The organism is Pseudomonas sp. R37(2017) (genome assembly GCF_002113375.1).
GTDB lineage: Bacteria > Pseudomonadota > Gammaproteobacteria > Pseudomonadales > Pseudomonadaceae > Aquipseudomonas.
The window spans coordinates 125446-140382 of sequence record NZ_NEHO01000011.1 but is presented as its reverse complement, the minus strand read 5'-3'; the positions used below and the strand labels follow the sequence as shown (position 1 = coordinate 140382).

The 14937-nt window shown below is 61.9% G+C and carries 11 protein-coding genes; 10 read left to right on the top strand and 1 reads right to left on the bottom strand.

The features are described from left to right. Positions 1-6: 6 nt before the first annotated feature. The 7 genes from CAG47_RS18630 (at position 7) to abaF (ending at position 7488) form a co-directional block, all read left to right on the top strand. Positions 7-1785, top strand: a complete 1779-nt coding sequence (locus CAG47_RS18630; protein ID WP_085726342.1) for an aconitase X — start codon at positions 7-9, stop codon at positions 1783-1785. Continuing rightward, on the top strand, positions 1778-2443 hold the full coding sequence (locus tag CAG47_RS18625) for an amino acid ABC transporter permease (protein WP_085726308.1): 666 nt from the start codon (positions 1778-1780) through the stop codon (positions 2441-2443). The genes CAG47_RS18630 and CAG47_RS18625 overlap by 8 nt, the downstream gene beginning before the upstream one ends. Before the next feature lie 10 nt (positions 2444-2453). Next, positions 2454-3104 (top strand): amino acid ABC transporter permease, encoded by a 651-nt coding sequence (locus CAG47_RS18620; protein WP_085726307.1) that lies wholly within the window; start codon positions 2454-2456, stop codon positions 3102-3104. Continuing rightward, positions 3097-3819 carry an amino acid ABC transporter ATP-binding protein gene (locus tag CAG47_RS18615; protein WP_085726306.1) on the top strand — a complete coding sequence of 241 codons (723 nt, stop codon included), beginning with the start codon at positions 3097-3099 and terminating at the stop codon, positions 3817-3819. Before CAG47_RS18620 ends, CAG47_RS18615 begins: the two co-directional genes overlap by 8 nt. A gap of 124 nt (positions 3820-3943) precedes the next feature. After that, positions 3944-4972 carry a proline racemase family protein gene (locus tag CAG47_RS18610; RefSeq protein ID WP_085726305.1) on the top strand — a complete coding sequence of 343 codons (1029 nt, stop codon included), beginning with the start codon at positions 3944-3946 and terminating at the stop codon, positions 4970-4972. A 127-nt stretch (positions 4973-5099) separates the two neighbouring features. After that, positions 5100-6017, top strand: a complete 918-nt coding sequence (locus CAG47_RS18605; RefSeq protein WP_085726304.1) for a dihydrodipicolinate synthase family protein — start codon at positions 5100-5102, stop codon at positions 6015-6017. Positions 6018-6090: 73 nt separating this feature from the next. Continuing rightward, positions 6091-7488 (top strand): fosfomycin efflux MFS transporter AbaF, encoded by a 1398-nt coding sequence (gene abaF, locus CAG47_RS18600; protein WP_085726303.1) that lies wholly within the window; start codon positions 6091-6093, stop codon positions 7486-7488. 103 nt (positions 7489-7591) lie between these two features. Here the strand turns inward: abaF and CAG47_RS18595 are convergent, their stop codons facing one another. Continuing rightward, complete coding sequence (locus CAG47_RS18595; RefSeq protein ID WP_085726302.1) at positions 7592-8599, bottom strand: Ldh family oxidoreductase; 1008 nt, start codon at positions 8597-8599, stop codon at positions 7592-7594. A gap of 449 nt (positions 8600-9048) precedes the next feature. On the opposite strand from CAG47_RS18595, the gene mexE reads away from it, so the two are divergent. The 3 genes from mexE to CAG47_RS18580 are packed head-to-tail and all read left to right on the top strand — an operon-like array spanning position 9049 to position 14915. Then, positions 9049-10302 (top strand): multidrug efflux RND transporter periplasmic adaptor subunit MexE, encoded by a 1254-nt coding sequence (gene mexE, locus CAG47_RS18590; RefSeq protein WP_085726301.1) that lies wholly within the window; start codon positions 9049-9051, stop codon positions 10300-10302. 12 nt (positions 10303-10314) lie between these two features. After that, positions 10315-13494, top strand: a complete 3180-nt coding sequence (locus tag CAG47_RS18585; protein ID WP_085726300.1) for an efflux RND transporter permease subunit — start codon at positions 10315-10317, stop codon at positions 13492-13494. Then, on the top strand, positions 13494-14915 hold the full coding sequence (locus tag CAG47_RS18580; protein ID WP_085726299.1) for an efflux transporter outer membrane subunit: 1422 nt from the start codon (positions 13494-13496) through the stop codon (positions 14913-14915). The genes CAG47_RS18585 and CAG47_RS18580 overlap by 1 nt, the downstream gene beginning before the upstream one ends. The last annotated feature ends 22 nt before the right edge of the window (positions 14916-14937 follow it).

Sequence of the window (14937 nt, the reverse complement as noted above, 5' to 3'; positions counted from 1 at the left end):
TCCGGCATGCCTGGGCCAATTTCTCTGAGCGGGCGCAGCCTGGTGGCGGGTGCCGCGCAAGGCGTCCTGCTGTTCGCCGATGTCGGCTTGAGCTTCTGGGGCGGAGTCGATCCCGGCACGGGTGAAGTCATCGATCGTCATCATCCGCTCAGCGGCCAGCACCTGGCCGGCCGCGTGCTCGCGATTCCCAGTGGTCGCGGCTCGTGCACCGGCAGCAGTGTGTTGATGGAACTGATCAGCAACGGCCATGCACCGGCGGCATTGGTGCTGGCCGAAGCCGACGAGATCCTGACCTTGGGCGTGCTGGTGGCACAGACTATGTTTGCCCGTTCCCTGCCGGTGCTCTGCATCGGTCGGGAGGCCTTCGCCGCCTTGCGCGGCCAGGCCTTCGCCCGGGTCGAAAATTCAACATTGAGTCTGTTCGATCACCTGCCGGGCGACGCCTGGCAGGCACTCGACAGCCTATCACCAAACGCTGGCGGCACGGCCTCGATCAGGCTCACCGAGCATGATCGGGCGCTGCTCGATGGCCTGCATGGCAAGGCCGCGCAAATGGCCATGCAAATCGTCCTGCGCATGGCCGAACTGCAGGGTGCCGAGCACTTGGTGGATGTCACTCAAGCACACATCGACGGCTGCATTTACACGGGACCTGCGAGCCTGCGCTTTGCCAGGCAACTGGTGCAATGGGGAGCGAAAGTACGAGTGCCCACCACCCTCAATTCAATATCCGTCGACCATCGCCGTTGGCGCGAACTGGGTATCGACCCGGCACTGGGTGAACCGGCCAGTGCCTTGGGCGATGCCTATATGGCGATGGGCGCACAGCTGAGCTTCACCTGCGCGCCGTACCTGCTCGACACTGCACCGAAGGCTGGCGAGCAAATCGTCTGGGCGGAATCCAACGCCGTGGTCTACGCCAACAGTGTGCTCGGTGCACGCACCCTGAAATACCCGGATTACCTGGACATCTGCATCGCCCTCACTGGTCGCGCCCCGCTGATCGGCTGCCACCTGGACGCGCAACGCAAGGCCCGGTTGCAGATCGAGTTGCCTGCCCTCGGTGAACTGGACGATGCCTTCTACCCGCTGCTGGGTTACCACATTGGTGCCCTGGCCGGCAGTCGCGTACCGCTGGTACTGGGGCTGGAAAAACGCAAGCCGAGCCTGGACGACCTCAAAGCCTTTGGCGCGGCCTTCGCCACCACCTCTGCGGCGCCACTGTTCCACATCGCCGGGGTCACCCCGGAGGCCATCAACCCGGCGCAGGTGCTGGATGCGGACACTTCCATTGCCGTGGAAAAAATCCGCCTGAAGGACCTGCTGCCGAGTTGGCGCGAACTCAACAGTGCTCGCGATAACCGAGTGGATGTGGTGTCGCTGGGTAACCCGCACTTTTCCCTCAGCGAGTTCGCTCACCTGGCGCGACTGTGCCGGGGGCGGCAAAGACACCCGGATGTAGTGCTTGCCATCACCTGCGGCCGTGCCGTGCTGGAGCAGGCCCGCGAGGCCGGGCACATCGCCGTGATCCAAGCGTTTGGCGCGACCCTGGTCACCGACACCTGCTGGTGCATGCTCGGCGAACCCGTTATCCCCAAGGCGGCTGAAACCCTGATGACCAACTCGGGCAAATACGCCCACTACGCACCGGGCCTGGTCGGCCGCAAGGTGCACTTCGCCAGCCTTGCCGAATGCGTCGACGCGGCCTGCACCGCAACGGCCAGTGGACGTTTGCCGGCCTGGTTACAACCTGCTGCCCTACTGGAGAGCCCTGCGCATGTTTGACTACAGCTTCCAATGGCGCTCCGCCCTGCGCGCCCTGCCGGACATGCTTGCCGGCGCCATCGTCACCTTCGAAACCGCCGCGCTGTCGATGATCTTCGGCGTGCTGATCGCCCTGGCCCTGACGGTGATGCGCGAGGTCAAACACCCATTGCTGCGCGGGTTCGCCAACGGTTGGGTATCGATAGCCCGCAACACCCCGTCGCTGTTCCAGATCTACATCCTCTACTTCGGCCTCGGCTCGCTGGACCTGCACGTCAGTTCCTGGTTCGCCCTGCTGGCCGGGATCACCTTCAACAATGCCGGGTATCTGGCGGAGAACTTTCGCGGCGGCCTCAAGGCCGTGCCTGACACGCAGGTGCGTGCGGCGCGTTCCCTGGGCATGAGTGCCTTCCAGGCCTACCGCTTGATCATCGTCCCGCAACTGCTGCGGATCGTGTTCTACCCGCTGACCAATCAGATGGTCTGGGCGGTGTTGATGACGTCGCTGGGGGTGATCGTCGGGCTGAACAATGACCTGACCGGTGTGACCCAGGAATACAACGTCAAGACCTTCCGCACCTTCGAGTATTTCGCTATCGCAGCGGTGCTGTATTACGTGATTGCCAAGGCGATCGTCGCGGCAGCCCGGCTGATGGCCTGGCGGTTGTTCCGTTACTGAGGAGCTGTCCATGTTTTCCACCGATTTTTCCTCGAATGACCTGATGTTCCTGCTCAACGGCGCGTGGGTCACGATGCAACTGACGTTCTGGTCGATCATTCTCGGCTCCTTGGCCGGGTTGTTCTTCGGCCTGCTGCGGGCCTTGTTGCCACGGGCCAGCCAGCCGCTGGCCTGGGTGCTTGACGTGTTTCGCAGCGTGCCGTTGCTGATCCAGTTCGTACTGTTCAACTCATTCAAAAGCATCATCGGATTGAACATCAGCGCCTTTAGCGTCGGCTGCATTGTGCTGGGGGTTTACGCTGCGGCGTACTTCACCGAGATCGTGCGTGCCGGCGTGCTGGCGGTGCCGTTCACCGTGCGCCGGGCCAGCCGCTCGCTGGGGCTGAGCTTCCTGCAGGACTTGCGCTGGATCGTCCTGCCGATGGCCACACGAGTAGCGTTCCCCGGCTGGCTGAACCTGGTGCTCGGGGTAATGAAAGACACCGCGCTGGTGATGTGGATCGGCATCGTCGAACTGCTGCGCGCCTCGCAAACCATCGTCACGCGCATTCAGGAACCGTTGCTGGTGCTGTGCATCGCGGGCCTTATCTATTACGTCATGAGCCTGGTGGTCGCACGCCTGGGCGCTCGTCTGGAAAGAAGGTGGCAAGAAAATGATTGAGATCGACAACGTACATAAATCCTTCGGCAACCTCGAAGTGGTCAAGGGCGTCAACCTGACGGTGAACAAGGGCGAAGTGGTGTCGATCATCGGCGGCTCCGGCTCCGGCAAATCGACCTTGCTGATGTGCATCAACGGCCTGGAACCGATCCAGAAAGGCAATATCCGCGTTGACGGTATCGAGGTCCATCACCGCGCCACCGATCTCAATCGCCTGCGGCAGAAAATCGGCATTGTGTTCCAGCAATGGAATGCCTTCCCGCACCTGACGGTGCTGGAAAACGTCATGCTCGCGCCGCGCAAAGTGCTGGGCAAAAGCAAGGCTGAAGCTGAAGAGCTGGCGGTGAAGCAACTGACCCACGTCGGTCTGGGCGGCAAGCTAAAGACCTTCCCTGGCAAGCTGTCCGGTGGACAGCAACAACGCATGGCCATCGCCCGCGCCCTGGCCATGTCACCGGACTACATGCTGTTTGACGAAGCCACCTCGGCCCTCGATCCACAGTTGGTCGGTGAAGTGCTGGACACCATGCGCATGCTCGCCGAAGACGGCATGACCATGGTCTTGGTGACCCACGAAATCCGCTTTGCCCGGGACGTTTCCGACCGTGTGGCGTTCTTCCGCAATGGTCTGGTGCACGAGATTGGTTCACCGGATCAGGTGATTGGCAATCCGGTGCATGCGGAGACTGCGGCGTTTCTGAAATCAGTGAAATAACCGATGGCCCCATCGCGAGCAGGCTCGCTCCCACAGTGACCTGCGTCGTTGGATACACCACAAAACCCTGTAGGAGCGAGCCTGCTCGCGATGAGGCCTTAACAAACGAAACAAGGAGCAGGCAATGCGTTCATCAAAAGTCATTCATGTAGTCAGCTGCCACGCCGAAGGCGAAGTCGGCGACGTGATCGTCGGCGGTGTCGCCCCGCCGCCCGGCGCCACCGTGTGGGAACAGTCGCGCTGGATCGCCCGGGACGAAACCCTGCGCAACTTCGTCCTCAACGAACCCCGCGGCGGCGTGTTCCGCCACGTCAACCTGCTGGTCCCGGCCAAGGATCCACGGGCGCAGATGGCCTGGATCATCATGGAACCGGCGGACACCCCGCCGATGTCCGGCTCCAACTCGTTGTGCGTCGCCACCGTATTGCTCGACAGCGGCATTCTGCCCATGACCGAGCCGCAAACCCGCCTGGTGCTGGAAGCGCCCGGCGGCCTGATCGAAGCCGTGGCCGACTGCCGGGATGGCAAGGTGCAACGGGTGGAAGTGAAAAACGTGCCGTCCTTCGCCGACCGCCTGGATGCGTGGATTGAAGTCGAAGGCATCGGCTCGCTGAAGGTCGACACCGCTTATGGTGGCGACAGTTTCGTGATTGCCGATGCCAAAGGCCTGGGTTTCTCCATCCGCCCGGATGAAGCGGCCGATCTGGTGGCAGTCGGGCTGAAAATCACTCGAGCGGCCAACGAACAACTGGGCTTCGTGCATCCGCTGAATCCCGAGTGGTCGCACATTTCCTTCTGCCAGATTGCCGCGCCCATCATCCATGAGAATGGCATCGCCACCGGCGCCAATGCGGTGGTGATTCAACCGGGCAAGATCGACCGCTCCCCCACCGGCACCGGTTGCTCGGCGCGCATGGCGGTGTTGCAGGCCAAAGGCTTGATGCAGGTTGGCGAGCGCTTTGTCGGCCGTTCGATTATCGGCTCCGAGTTCCACTGCCGCATTGATTCGCTGACCGAAGTCGCCGGCCGTGCCGCGATTTACCCGTGTGTTTCCGGCCGGGCGTGGATCACCGGCACCCATCAATTGCTGCTCGACCCAAGCGATCCCTGGCCACAAGGCTATCGCCTGTCCGACACTTGGCCCGGCGCCTGATCACGCAATCCCTGAACCCCCAGACCAACGACCGGTAAAAAAAACCTGAGAAGTAAAAGAAGCACTGGCCGAGCATTGTCATCTCAAGCTTCGTATACGAAATACTATTAACCAACCGGAGGCAACAATGAGCAAGCACATTAACTGGAGTGGCGTCTTCCCAGCGGTGACCACTCAATTCAACGATGACTTCTCTATCAACCTGGAAAAAACCCATCAGGTGATTTCCAACGTGATCCGCGACGGCGTGTCGGGCCTGGTCGTCTGCGGCTCGGTGGGTGAAAACACCTCGCTGACCGCCGAAGAGAAAATCGCCGTGACTGAGGTGGCTGTCGATGCCGCCCGTGGTCGCGTACCGGTGATTTGCGGCGTGGCCGAGTTCACCAGCCTGCAAGCGGCCAAGGTCGCCAATGCCGTACGCCGGGTCGGCGTCGATGGGGTGATGCTGATGCCGGCGCTGGTCTACGGTTCCAAGCCGTTCGAGACCGCCGAGCATTACCGCTATGTGGCGAAAAACGTCGACGTGCCGCTGATGGTCTACAACAACCCGCCCATCTACAAGAACGATGTCACCCCGGACATCCTGATTTCCCTGGCCGACTGCGACAACGTGGTGTGCTTCAAGGATTCGTCCGGCGACACCCGCCGCTTCATCGACGTGCGCAACGAAGTCGGTGACCGTTTCGTGCTGTTCGCCGGCCTCGACGACGTGGTGCTGGAAAGTATCGCCGTGGGTGCCGAAGGTTGGGTCTCGGGTATGTCCAACGTGTTCCCGAAAGAAGGCGAAACCATCTTCCGCCTGGCCAAGGCCGGTCGTTTCGCCGAAGCCATGCCGATCTACGAATGGTTGATGCCGATCCTGCACCTCGATGCCCGTGCCGACCTGGTGCAGTGCATCAAACTGTGCGAAGCCATCGCCGGTCGCGGCAGCGCCTTGACCCGTCCGCCACGCCTGGCCCTGCCGGAAGCCGACCGCGTATTCGTCGAGCAGATCATGGCCAAGGCGTTGGCCAACCGCCCGGAGCTGCCGGACGTCGGTCTCTGAATGATTGCCCGTCGGGCCTTTACCGACCCGACCCGGCTGCCCGTTTTTTTGCGCCTTAACAAGGTACGTCAGCATGTCGAATCCTCAACACACGCAAAGCGCAACCACACCATCGGGACTTAAACGCGTAGTGGCCGCCGCCATGGCTGGCACCGTCGCCGAATGGTATGAATTCTTTCTCTACGGCACCGCCTCGGCATTGGTTTTCGGCAAGCTGTTCTTCCGCCAGACCGACAACCCCATAGATGGCATCATCGCCGCCTTCGCCTTGTACGCGGTCGGCTTTCTCGCCCGGCCGTTGGGCGGTTTGGTGTTCGGCCACTACGGTGACAAATTCGGCCGCAAACGCCTGCTGCAACTGAGCCTGGTAGTGGTCGGCATCACCACCTTCCTGATGGGTTGCCTGCCTGGCTTCGACCAGATCGGTTACGCAGCGCCGGTGCTACTGGTGCTGTTGCGCTTGATCCAGGGCTTCGCTTTCGGTGGCGAGTGGGGCGGCGCGATTCTGCTGGTGTCCGAACACTGCCCGGACAATCGTCGGGGCTTCTGGGCCAGTTGGCCGCAAGCCGGGGTACCGGCCGGCAACCTGGTGGCCACGGTTGCCCTGCTGCTGTTGTCGTCGAACCTGTCAGAGCAGCAGTTCCTTGCCTGGGGCTGGCGCGTGGCATTCTGGTTCTCGGCGGTAGTGGTGTTGATCGGTTACTGGATTCGCACCAGCGTCGATGACGCGCCGATCTTCAAGGAAGCCCAGGCCCGTCAGGCACAGACCAAACAGCAACAGCTCGGTGTGGTGGAAGTGCTGCGTCATCACTGGCGTTCGGTGCTGGTGGGAATCGGCGCACGCTTTGCCGAGAACATCCTCTACTACACCGTGGTGACGTTCTCGATTACCTACCTGAAACTGGTGGTGCACAAGGACACTTCGCAAATTCTGCTGCTGATGTTCGGCGCGCACCTGGTGCACTTTTTCCTGATCCCGCTGATGGGCTATCTGTCGGACATCGTCGGGCGCAAGCCGGTCTACCTGACCGGCGCGGTGCTCACAGCGTTCTGGGGTTTCATCGGTTTCCCGATGATGGACACCGGCAACGACTGGATGATCATGGCCGCCATCGTCCTCGGCCTGGCCATCGAGTCGATGACTTATGCGCCTTACTCTGCGCTGATGGCTGAACTGTTCCCGACCCACGTACGCTATACCGCATTGTCCCTGTGCTACCAGGTGGCGCCGATCTTCGCCGGTTCCCTGGCACCGCTGATCGCCATCACCTTGCTCAACAAGTACAACAACTCGACTCCGATCGCCTGGTATCTGGTGGGCGCCGCGCTGATTTCCGTGGTGGCTGTCGGCCTGACCCGCGAGACCCGCGGCAAGTCATTGCGCCTGGTGGATGCCGAGTCGGCGGCGCGGGTTGCTGCCGTGGACACCGGCGTGCCAGCCACCCCGCGCCGGGGTGACTCTTTGGCTTGATGGCCCTGAAAGTTCGCTGGCTTGGCCCGCTCCTGCACCGACCGCTTTCACCGGTCATTAACGGATCGACACCGTTCCCGCAGGAGCGAGCACTTTGATTCGATCAGGCGAGCAAGGCCTTGAGGTCGTTGTACAGCGCCTCGGGAATTTGCACGCCTTCCACCAGGCTGCGGGCCCGCGCCGCGTAACGTCGTTGCGACGGTAAGCGTGCTCCCTGCCCTTCAATACCCTGGAACAAGGTTTCGGCCCGGGCCAGATGTTCTTCAGTGGCGCCCCCCAGAAAGCGCCGAGGGTCCAGGGCGATGATCAACTCGCCATGGTACGGCGACGACTTGCTGCCCCCGTCGTAAGCCAACGACTCGGCACTGGTCAGGTCACCAATCAGCGGCCCGGCAATCAACTCCACCATTGCCGCCAGCGCCGAACCCTTGTGCCCGCCGAACGTCAGCATCGCGCCACTGTCGAGCACCACGTTGGCGTCGGTGCTCGGCCGGCCTTGGGCGTCGACGCCCCAACCTTCGGGAATCGCCTTGCCGGCACGCCGATGCAGTTCGATATCACCACGGGCAATCGCGCTGGTGGCGAAGTCGAACACAAACGGATCTTGCCCCGCACGCGGCCAACCGAAGGCAATGGGATTGGTGCCGAACACCGGCAGTCGTCCTCCTGCCGGCGCCACCCAGGCGTGGCTGGGATTACACGCCAGTGCCACCAGACCGGCAGCAGTCAGCTGCTCGATCTCCACCCACAGCGCCGAGAAATGTACACAGTGGTTGATGGCCAACGCCGCAATGCCGTTGGCCCGGGTTTTCTGCGCCAGCAACGGCAACCCCGCCTGAAACGCCAATTGCGAAAACCCGCCGCCAGCATCCACCCGCACAATCGACGGCGCCTGATCGATCACCTGTGGCTCGGCATCGGCTGACACCTTGCCGGCCCGCAGGGAACTCACACACCCCAGAATCCGGTACAAACCGTGGGAGGCGCAGCCATCACGTTCGCCAACAAGCACCGTCGCCGCCACCGCTTGTGCATGGGCCAGATTGAAACCGTTGTGCAACAGGATCGATTCGGCCAATTCACGGGCTTCGATCAGGGTCAGTCGGATCATGGTCTTCTCCTTGGAAAGACCGGTCAGAGTGGTCTATCCGAGGCGTTGTGGCTTGATGGGTTTGGGCATTGGTGGAGACGAAATTGGCATAGATCGCAGGCATTCGGGGGGCCGGATAGCGTGGCCTGATCCTGACGATGTATAGAGGCAGATGACCTCTTCGCGAGCAGGCTCGCACAAGGTTCGCATTGAACCTGTGGGAGCGACGGTGTGACGATTCGACCTGCTCGCGAAGGCCACACCTCTGTTTCAAGCCCGACTGTTGCTATTGCGGCAACACAGAATTGCCATCGACCTGATTGATAGTCCTCTGCGTAAGGCGCAGGCTAGAGAGCTGGCCTGGGCTCTCATATCATTCCGAATGATAGTTACCTTCGCCCCATTCGATTCGTGAGATACAAACCCGCCGCGCATCATTCGCCAATCTCAACACATTGGCGGATGCATCCATGGAACAGTCACTCAAACATTTGCGCTTCCCCTTGGCTTTGTTGGCCGTAGTGGTGATGAGCGCCTGCGGCAAGGCCCCGGAAACCGCCGCCACCCCGCCAGCGGCCAAGGTCAGCGTGGCCAGGGTGCTGGAACAACCGGTCAACGAATGGGACGAATTCACCGGCCGCCTCGAAGCCCCGGAAACCGTCGAGATTCGTCCACGGGTCTCCGGCCAGATCGATGAAGTGGCGTTCACCGAAGGTGCACTGGTCAAGAAAGGCGACCTGCTGTTCCAGATCGACCCGCGTCCGTTCCAGGCTGAGGTCCGCCGCCTCGAAGCGCTGGTTGCACAATCGCGCGCCAACGCCACCCGCAGCGAAAACGAAGCCCAGCGCGGTGAGCGCCTGCGCACCAGCAACGCCATTTCCGCCGAACTGGCCGATTCGCGTACCAGTGCTGCCCAGGAAGCCCGCGCCGCTGTCGGCGCCCTGCAAGCGCAGCTTGATCTGGCGCGGCTGAACCTGAGCTTTACCCGTGTCACCGCGCCAATCGCCGGCCGCGTCAGCCGTGCTGAAATCACCGCCGGCAACCTGGTGACCGCCGACACCACCGCGCTGACCAGCGTGGTCTCCACCGACAAGGTATACGCCTACTTCGACGCGGACGAACGTGTGTTCCTCAAGTACACCCAACTCGCACGCCAGGGCAAACGCGGCGACACCACCCCGGTGTACATGGGCCTGTCCAATGAAGACGGCAACCCGCACCTGGGTCAGATGAACTTCATCGACAACCAGGTCAACCCCAAGACCGGCACCATCCGCGGCCGCGCCGTGTTCGACAACAGCGATGGCAGCTACACCCCGGGCCTCTATGCACGCCTGAAACTGGTGGGCAGCGGCACCTACAGCGCCATGCTGATCAATGATGAAGCGGTCGGCACCGACCTGGGCAAGAAGTTCGTGATCGTGATGGATGGCGATAACAACACTGCCTATCGTGCGGTGGAACTGGGTCCGAAGATCGAAGGTTTGCGCATCGTGCGCAGCGGCCTGAACAAGGACGACACCATCATCGTCAAGGGCCTGCAACGGGTACGCCCTGGCTCGCCAGTCACCCCTGAAGTGATTCCGATGGCCAGTGAACAGACCCTCGCGGCACTCGCACAACAACGCCAGGCGCTGGAAGCCAGCAACCTGCCCCAAGTCGCGCCTGCCAGGGTCGCACCGGGCACGGCTGTGAAACTGGCTGCCACGACCCCACGCGACTAAGGGATTTTTACGATGAATTTTTCCCAGTTCTTCATTTCGCGGCCGATCTTCGCAGCGGTTCTATCGCTGTTGATCCTGATCGCCGGTGCGATCTCGCTGTTCCAGTTGCCGATCAGCGAATACCCGGAAGTGGTGCCGCCGACCGTGGTGGTCCGCGCCAACTTCCCGGGTGCCAACCCCAAGGTCATCGGCGAAACCGTGGCCGCTCCGCTGGAGCAGGCCATCACCGGCGTCGAGAACATGCTGTACATGTCCTCGCAATCCACCGCTGACGGCAAGATCACCCTGACCATCACTTTTGCCCTGGGTACCGACCTGGACAATGCCCAGGTGCAGGTGCAGAACCGCGTGACCCGGACCGAGCCGAAACTCCCCGAGGAAGTGACGCGCATCGGTATCACCGTGGACAAGGCATCGCCCGACCTGACCATGGTGGTGCACTTGACCTCGCCGGACAAACGCTACGACATGCTCTACCTGTCCAACTACGCGATCCTCAACATCAAGGACGAGCTGGCGCGCCTGGGCGGCGTCGGCGATGTGCAATTGTTTGGTATGGGTGACTACTCGCTGCGGGTGTGGCTCGATCCGAACAAGACCGCTTCGCGCAACCTGACCGCGACCGATGTCGTCACCGCCATTCGCGAACAGAACCGCCAGGTCGCTGCCGGTCAATTGGGCGCGCCTCCTGCCCCGAATGCCCAGAGCTTCCAGCTGTCGATCAACACCCAGGGCCGTTTGGTCAGTGAGGAAGAGTTCGAGAACATCATCATTCGCGCAGGCGATAACGGTGAAATCACTCGCCTCAAGGACATCGCCCGGGTCGAACTGGGTTCCAGTCAATACGCCCTGCGTTCGTTGCTCAACAACCAACCAGCCGTGGCCATTCCGATCTTCCAGCGTCCAGGTTCCAACGCCATCGACATCTCCAACGAGGTTCGGGCGAAGATGGAAGAGTTGAAGAAAGGCTTCCCGCAAGGCATGGACTACAGCATCGTCTATGACCCGACCATCTTCGTGCGCGGCTCCATCGAAGCGGTGGTTCACACCCTCTTCGAGGCGTTGATCCTTGTGGTGCTGGTGGTGATCCTGTTCCTGCAGACCTGGCGCGCCTCGATCATTCCGTTGGTGGCGGTGCCGGTATCGTTGATCGGTACGTTTGCGGTGATGCACCTGTTCGGCTTCTCGCTCAACGCCCTGTCGCTGTTCGGCCTGGTACTGGCGATCGGTATCGTGGTGGACGACGCCATCGTGGTGGTGGAGAACGTCGAGCGCAACATCGAGCTGGGGCTCAACCCGTTCGATGCGACCAAGCGAGCCATGGGTGAAGTGACCGGCCCGATCATTGCCACGGCACTGGTGCTGTGTGCCGTGTTCGTACCGGCAGCGTTCATCTCCGGCCTGACGGGTCAGTTCTACAAGCAGTTCGCCTTGACCATTGCGATCTCGACCGTGATCTCGGCGTTCAACTCGCTGACCCTGTCGCCCGCATTGGCCGCGGTACTGCTCAAGGGCCACGATGCACCGAAAGACCGGTTCTCCCGTGTACTGGACAAACTGCTGGGTGGTTGGCTGTTCCGTCCGTTCAACCGCTTCTTCGAAAAAGCCAGCCATGGTTACGTCGGCACCGTGCGCCGGGTCATCCGCTCCAGCGGCATCGCCCTGCTGTTGTACGCCGGCCTGATGGTGCTGACTTTCTTCGGTTTCTCCAGCACTCCGACCGGTTTCGTACCCGGCCAGGACAAGCAATACCTGGTGGCTTTCGCGCAACTGCCGGACGCCGCGAGCCTGGACCGTACCGAAGACGTGATCAAACGCATGTCCGATCTGGCACTGAAACAGCCAGGCGTGGAAAGCGCTGTAGCGTTCCCGGGCCTGTCGATCAACGGTTTCACCAACAGCCCGAACGCCGGCATCGTGTTCGTGACCCTCAAACCGTTCGACGAACGTAAAGACCCGAGCATGTCCGCCGGTGCGATTGCCGGTGCCCTGAACGGCCAGTATGCCGGGATCCAGGAAGCCTACATGGCGATCTTCCCGCCACCGCCGGTACAAGGCCTGGGCACCATCGGCGGTTTCCGCCTGCAAATCGAAGACCGGGGCAACCTGGGCTACGAAGAGCTGTACAAGCAGACCATGAACGTCATTGCCAAGAGCCATGACGTGCCGGAACTGGCCAACCTGTTCACCAGCTACACCGTGAACGTGCCGCAGGTCGATGCCGCCATCGACCGGGAAAAAGCCAAGACCCACGGCGTGGCCGTCAGCGACATCTTCGACACCCTGCAGATCTACCTGGGTTCGCTGTATGCCAACGACTTCAACCGCTTCGGACGCACCTATCAGGTCAACGTCCAGGCCGAGCAGCAGTTCCGCCTTGAGTCCGACCAGATCGGCCAGCTGAAGGTACGCAACAACAAAGGCGAGATGATCCCGCTGGCGACCTTCATCAAGGTCAGCGACACCTCGGGGCCGGACCGCGTGATGCACTACAACGGCTTCATCACCGCTGAAATCAACGGTGCGGCAGCCCCCGGCTACAGCTCCGGCCAGGCCGAAAAAGCCATCGAGAAACTGCTCAAGGAAGAACTGCCCAACGGCATGACCTACGAATGGACCGACCTGACCTACCAGCAGATCCTATCCGGCAACACTGCGCTGTTCGTGTTCCCGCTCTGCGTACTGCTGGCGTTCCTGGTACTGGCGGCCCAGTACGAAAGCTGGAGCCTGCCACTGGCGGTGATCCTGATCGTACCGATGACCCTGCTGTCGGCCATCACCGGGGTGATTGCCTCCGGTGGCGACAACAACATCTTCACCCAGATCGGCCTGATCGTATTGGTGGGCCTGGCGTGCAAGAACGCGATCCTGATCGTCGAGTTCGCCAAGGACAAGCAGCTCGAAGGCCTCGACCCGCTGGCGGCGGTCCTGGAAGCTTGCCGCCTGCGTCTGCGGCCGATCCTGATGACTTCCTTCGCGTTCATCATGGGTGTGGTGCCTCTGGTGTTCTCCAGCGGTGCCGGTGCCGAAATGCGTCATGCCATGGGTGTGGCGGTGTTCTCCGGGATGCTCGGGGTGACCTTCTTCGGTCTGTTGCTGACGCCCGTGTTCTACGTATTGATTCGTAACTTTGTCGAGCGCGGTCAGGCACGCAAGGCATCCAAGGCCACCCTGAACCTGGAGTCGCACTGATGAGTTTGAAAGCCTTCCTGCCGAGCCTGCTGGTACTGGCCCTGAGTGCCTGTACCGTCGGCCCGGACTACAAGACGCCAGACACCGAGGCGGCCAATATCACGGCCGCCACCGATGGCGCCGCCGGCCAGAAGAACTTTGACCGTTCGCGTTTCGAAGGCATCTGGTGGCAGCAGTTCGAAGACCCGACCCTCAACCAGTTGGTGACGCAATCCTTGCAAGGCAACCGTGATCTGCGCGTCGCCTTCGCCCGCTGGAAAGCCGCGCGGGCGATCCGCGATGACGTCAGCAACGACGCCATGCCAACCATCACCAGCCGCGTCAGCAGTGACCTGGGCAAAGGCCAGATTCCGGGCCAGACCACCGACCGGGTCAACAGCGAACGCTACGACCTGGGCCTGGACATGGCCTGGGAGGTCGACCTGTTTGGCCGGATCCAGCGCAACCTGGAGTCGGCCAACGCCGAGCAACAGGCGTTCGAGGCCGATCTTTACCAACTGCAAGTCACCATGATTGCCGAACTGGTGGATTCCTACGGTCAACTGCGCGGCGCTCAACTGCGAGAGAAAATTGCCCTGGCCAACCTGCAGAACCAGCAGGAGTCGCGCAAGATCACCATCAGCCTGCGCGATGCCGGCGTCGGCGATCAGCTCGATGTCGAGCGCGCCGATGCGCGCCTGGCCGCGGTCGAAGCCAGCGTGCCGCAATTGCAGGCTGAACAGGTTCGGCAGAAAAACCGTATCGCCACGCTCCTGGGTGAACGTCCGGACAAACTGACCGTGGACCTGAGCCCGAAAGACCTGCCAGCGATCGCCAAGGCCCTGCCGATCGGTGATCCGGGTGAACTGCTGCAACGCCGTCCGGACATCCTCAGTGCCGAACGCAAACTGGCTTCGGCCACCGCGCGGATCGGCGTGGCCAAGGCGGATCTGTTCCCACGGGTCAGTCTCAGCGGTTTCCTCGGCTGGACCGCCTCACGGGGTTCGCAGATCGGTTCCTCGGCGGCCAACGCCTGGGCACTCGGTCCGAGCATCACCTGGGCCGCCTTTGACCTGGGTAGCGTGAAAGCGCGCATTCGCGGTGCCGACGCCGATGCCGAAGGCGCCCTGGCGACCTACGAACAGCAAGTGTTGCTGGCCCTGGAGGAGTCGGAAAACGCTTTCAGCGACTATGGCAAACGCCAGCAGCGTCTGATTTCGTTGATCCGTCAGAGCGAGTCCAGCCGCTCGGCCGCCGACCTGGCGGAAATTCGCTATCGCGAAGGCACCGCCGATTTCCTGGTACTGCTCGACGCCCAGCGTGAACGCCTGGCGGCCGAAGACACCCAGGCCCAGGCCGAGGTCGACCTGTATCGCGGCATCGTCGCGATCTACAAGGCCCTGGGCGGTGGCTGGCAGCCGGAGACGATCGCGAGTAACTGACCCAAAGTTTTCAAGCGCTCCT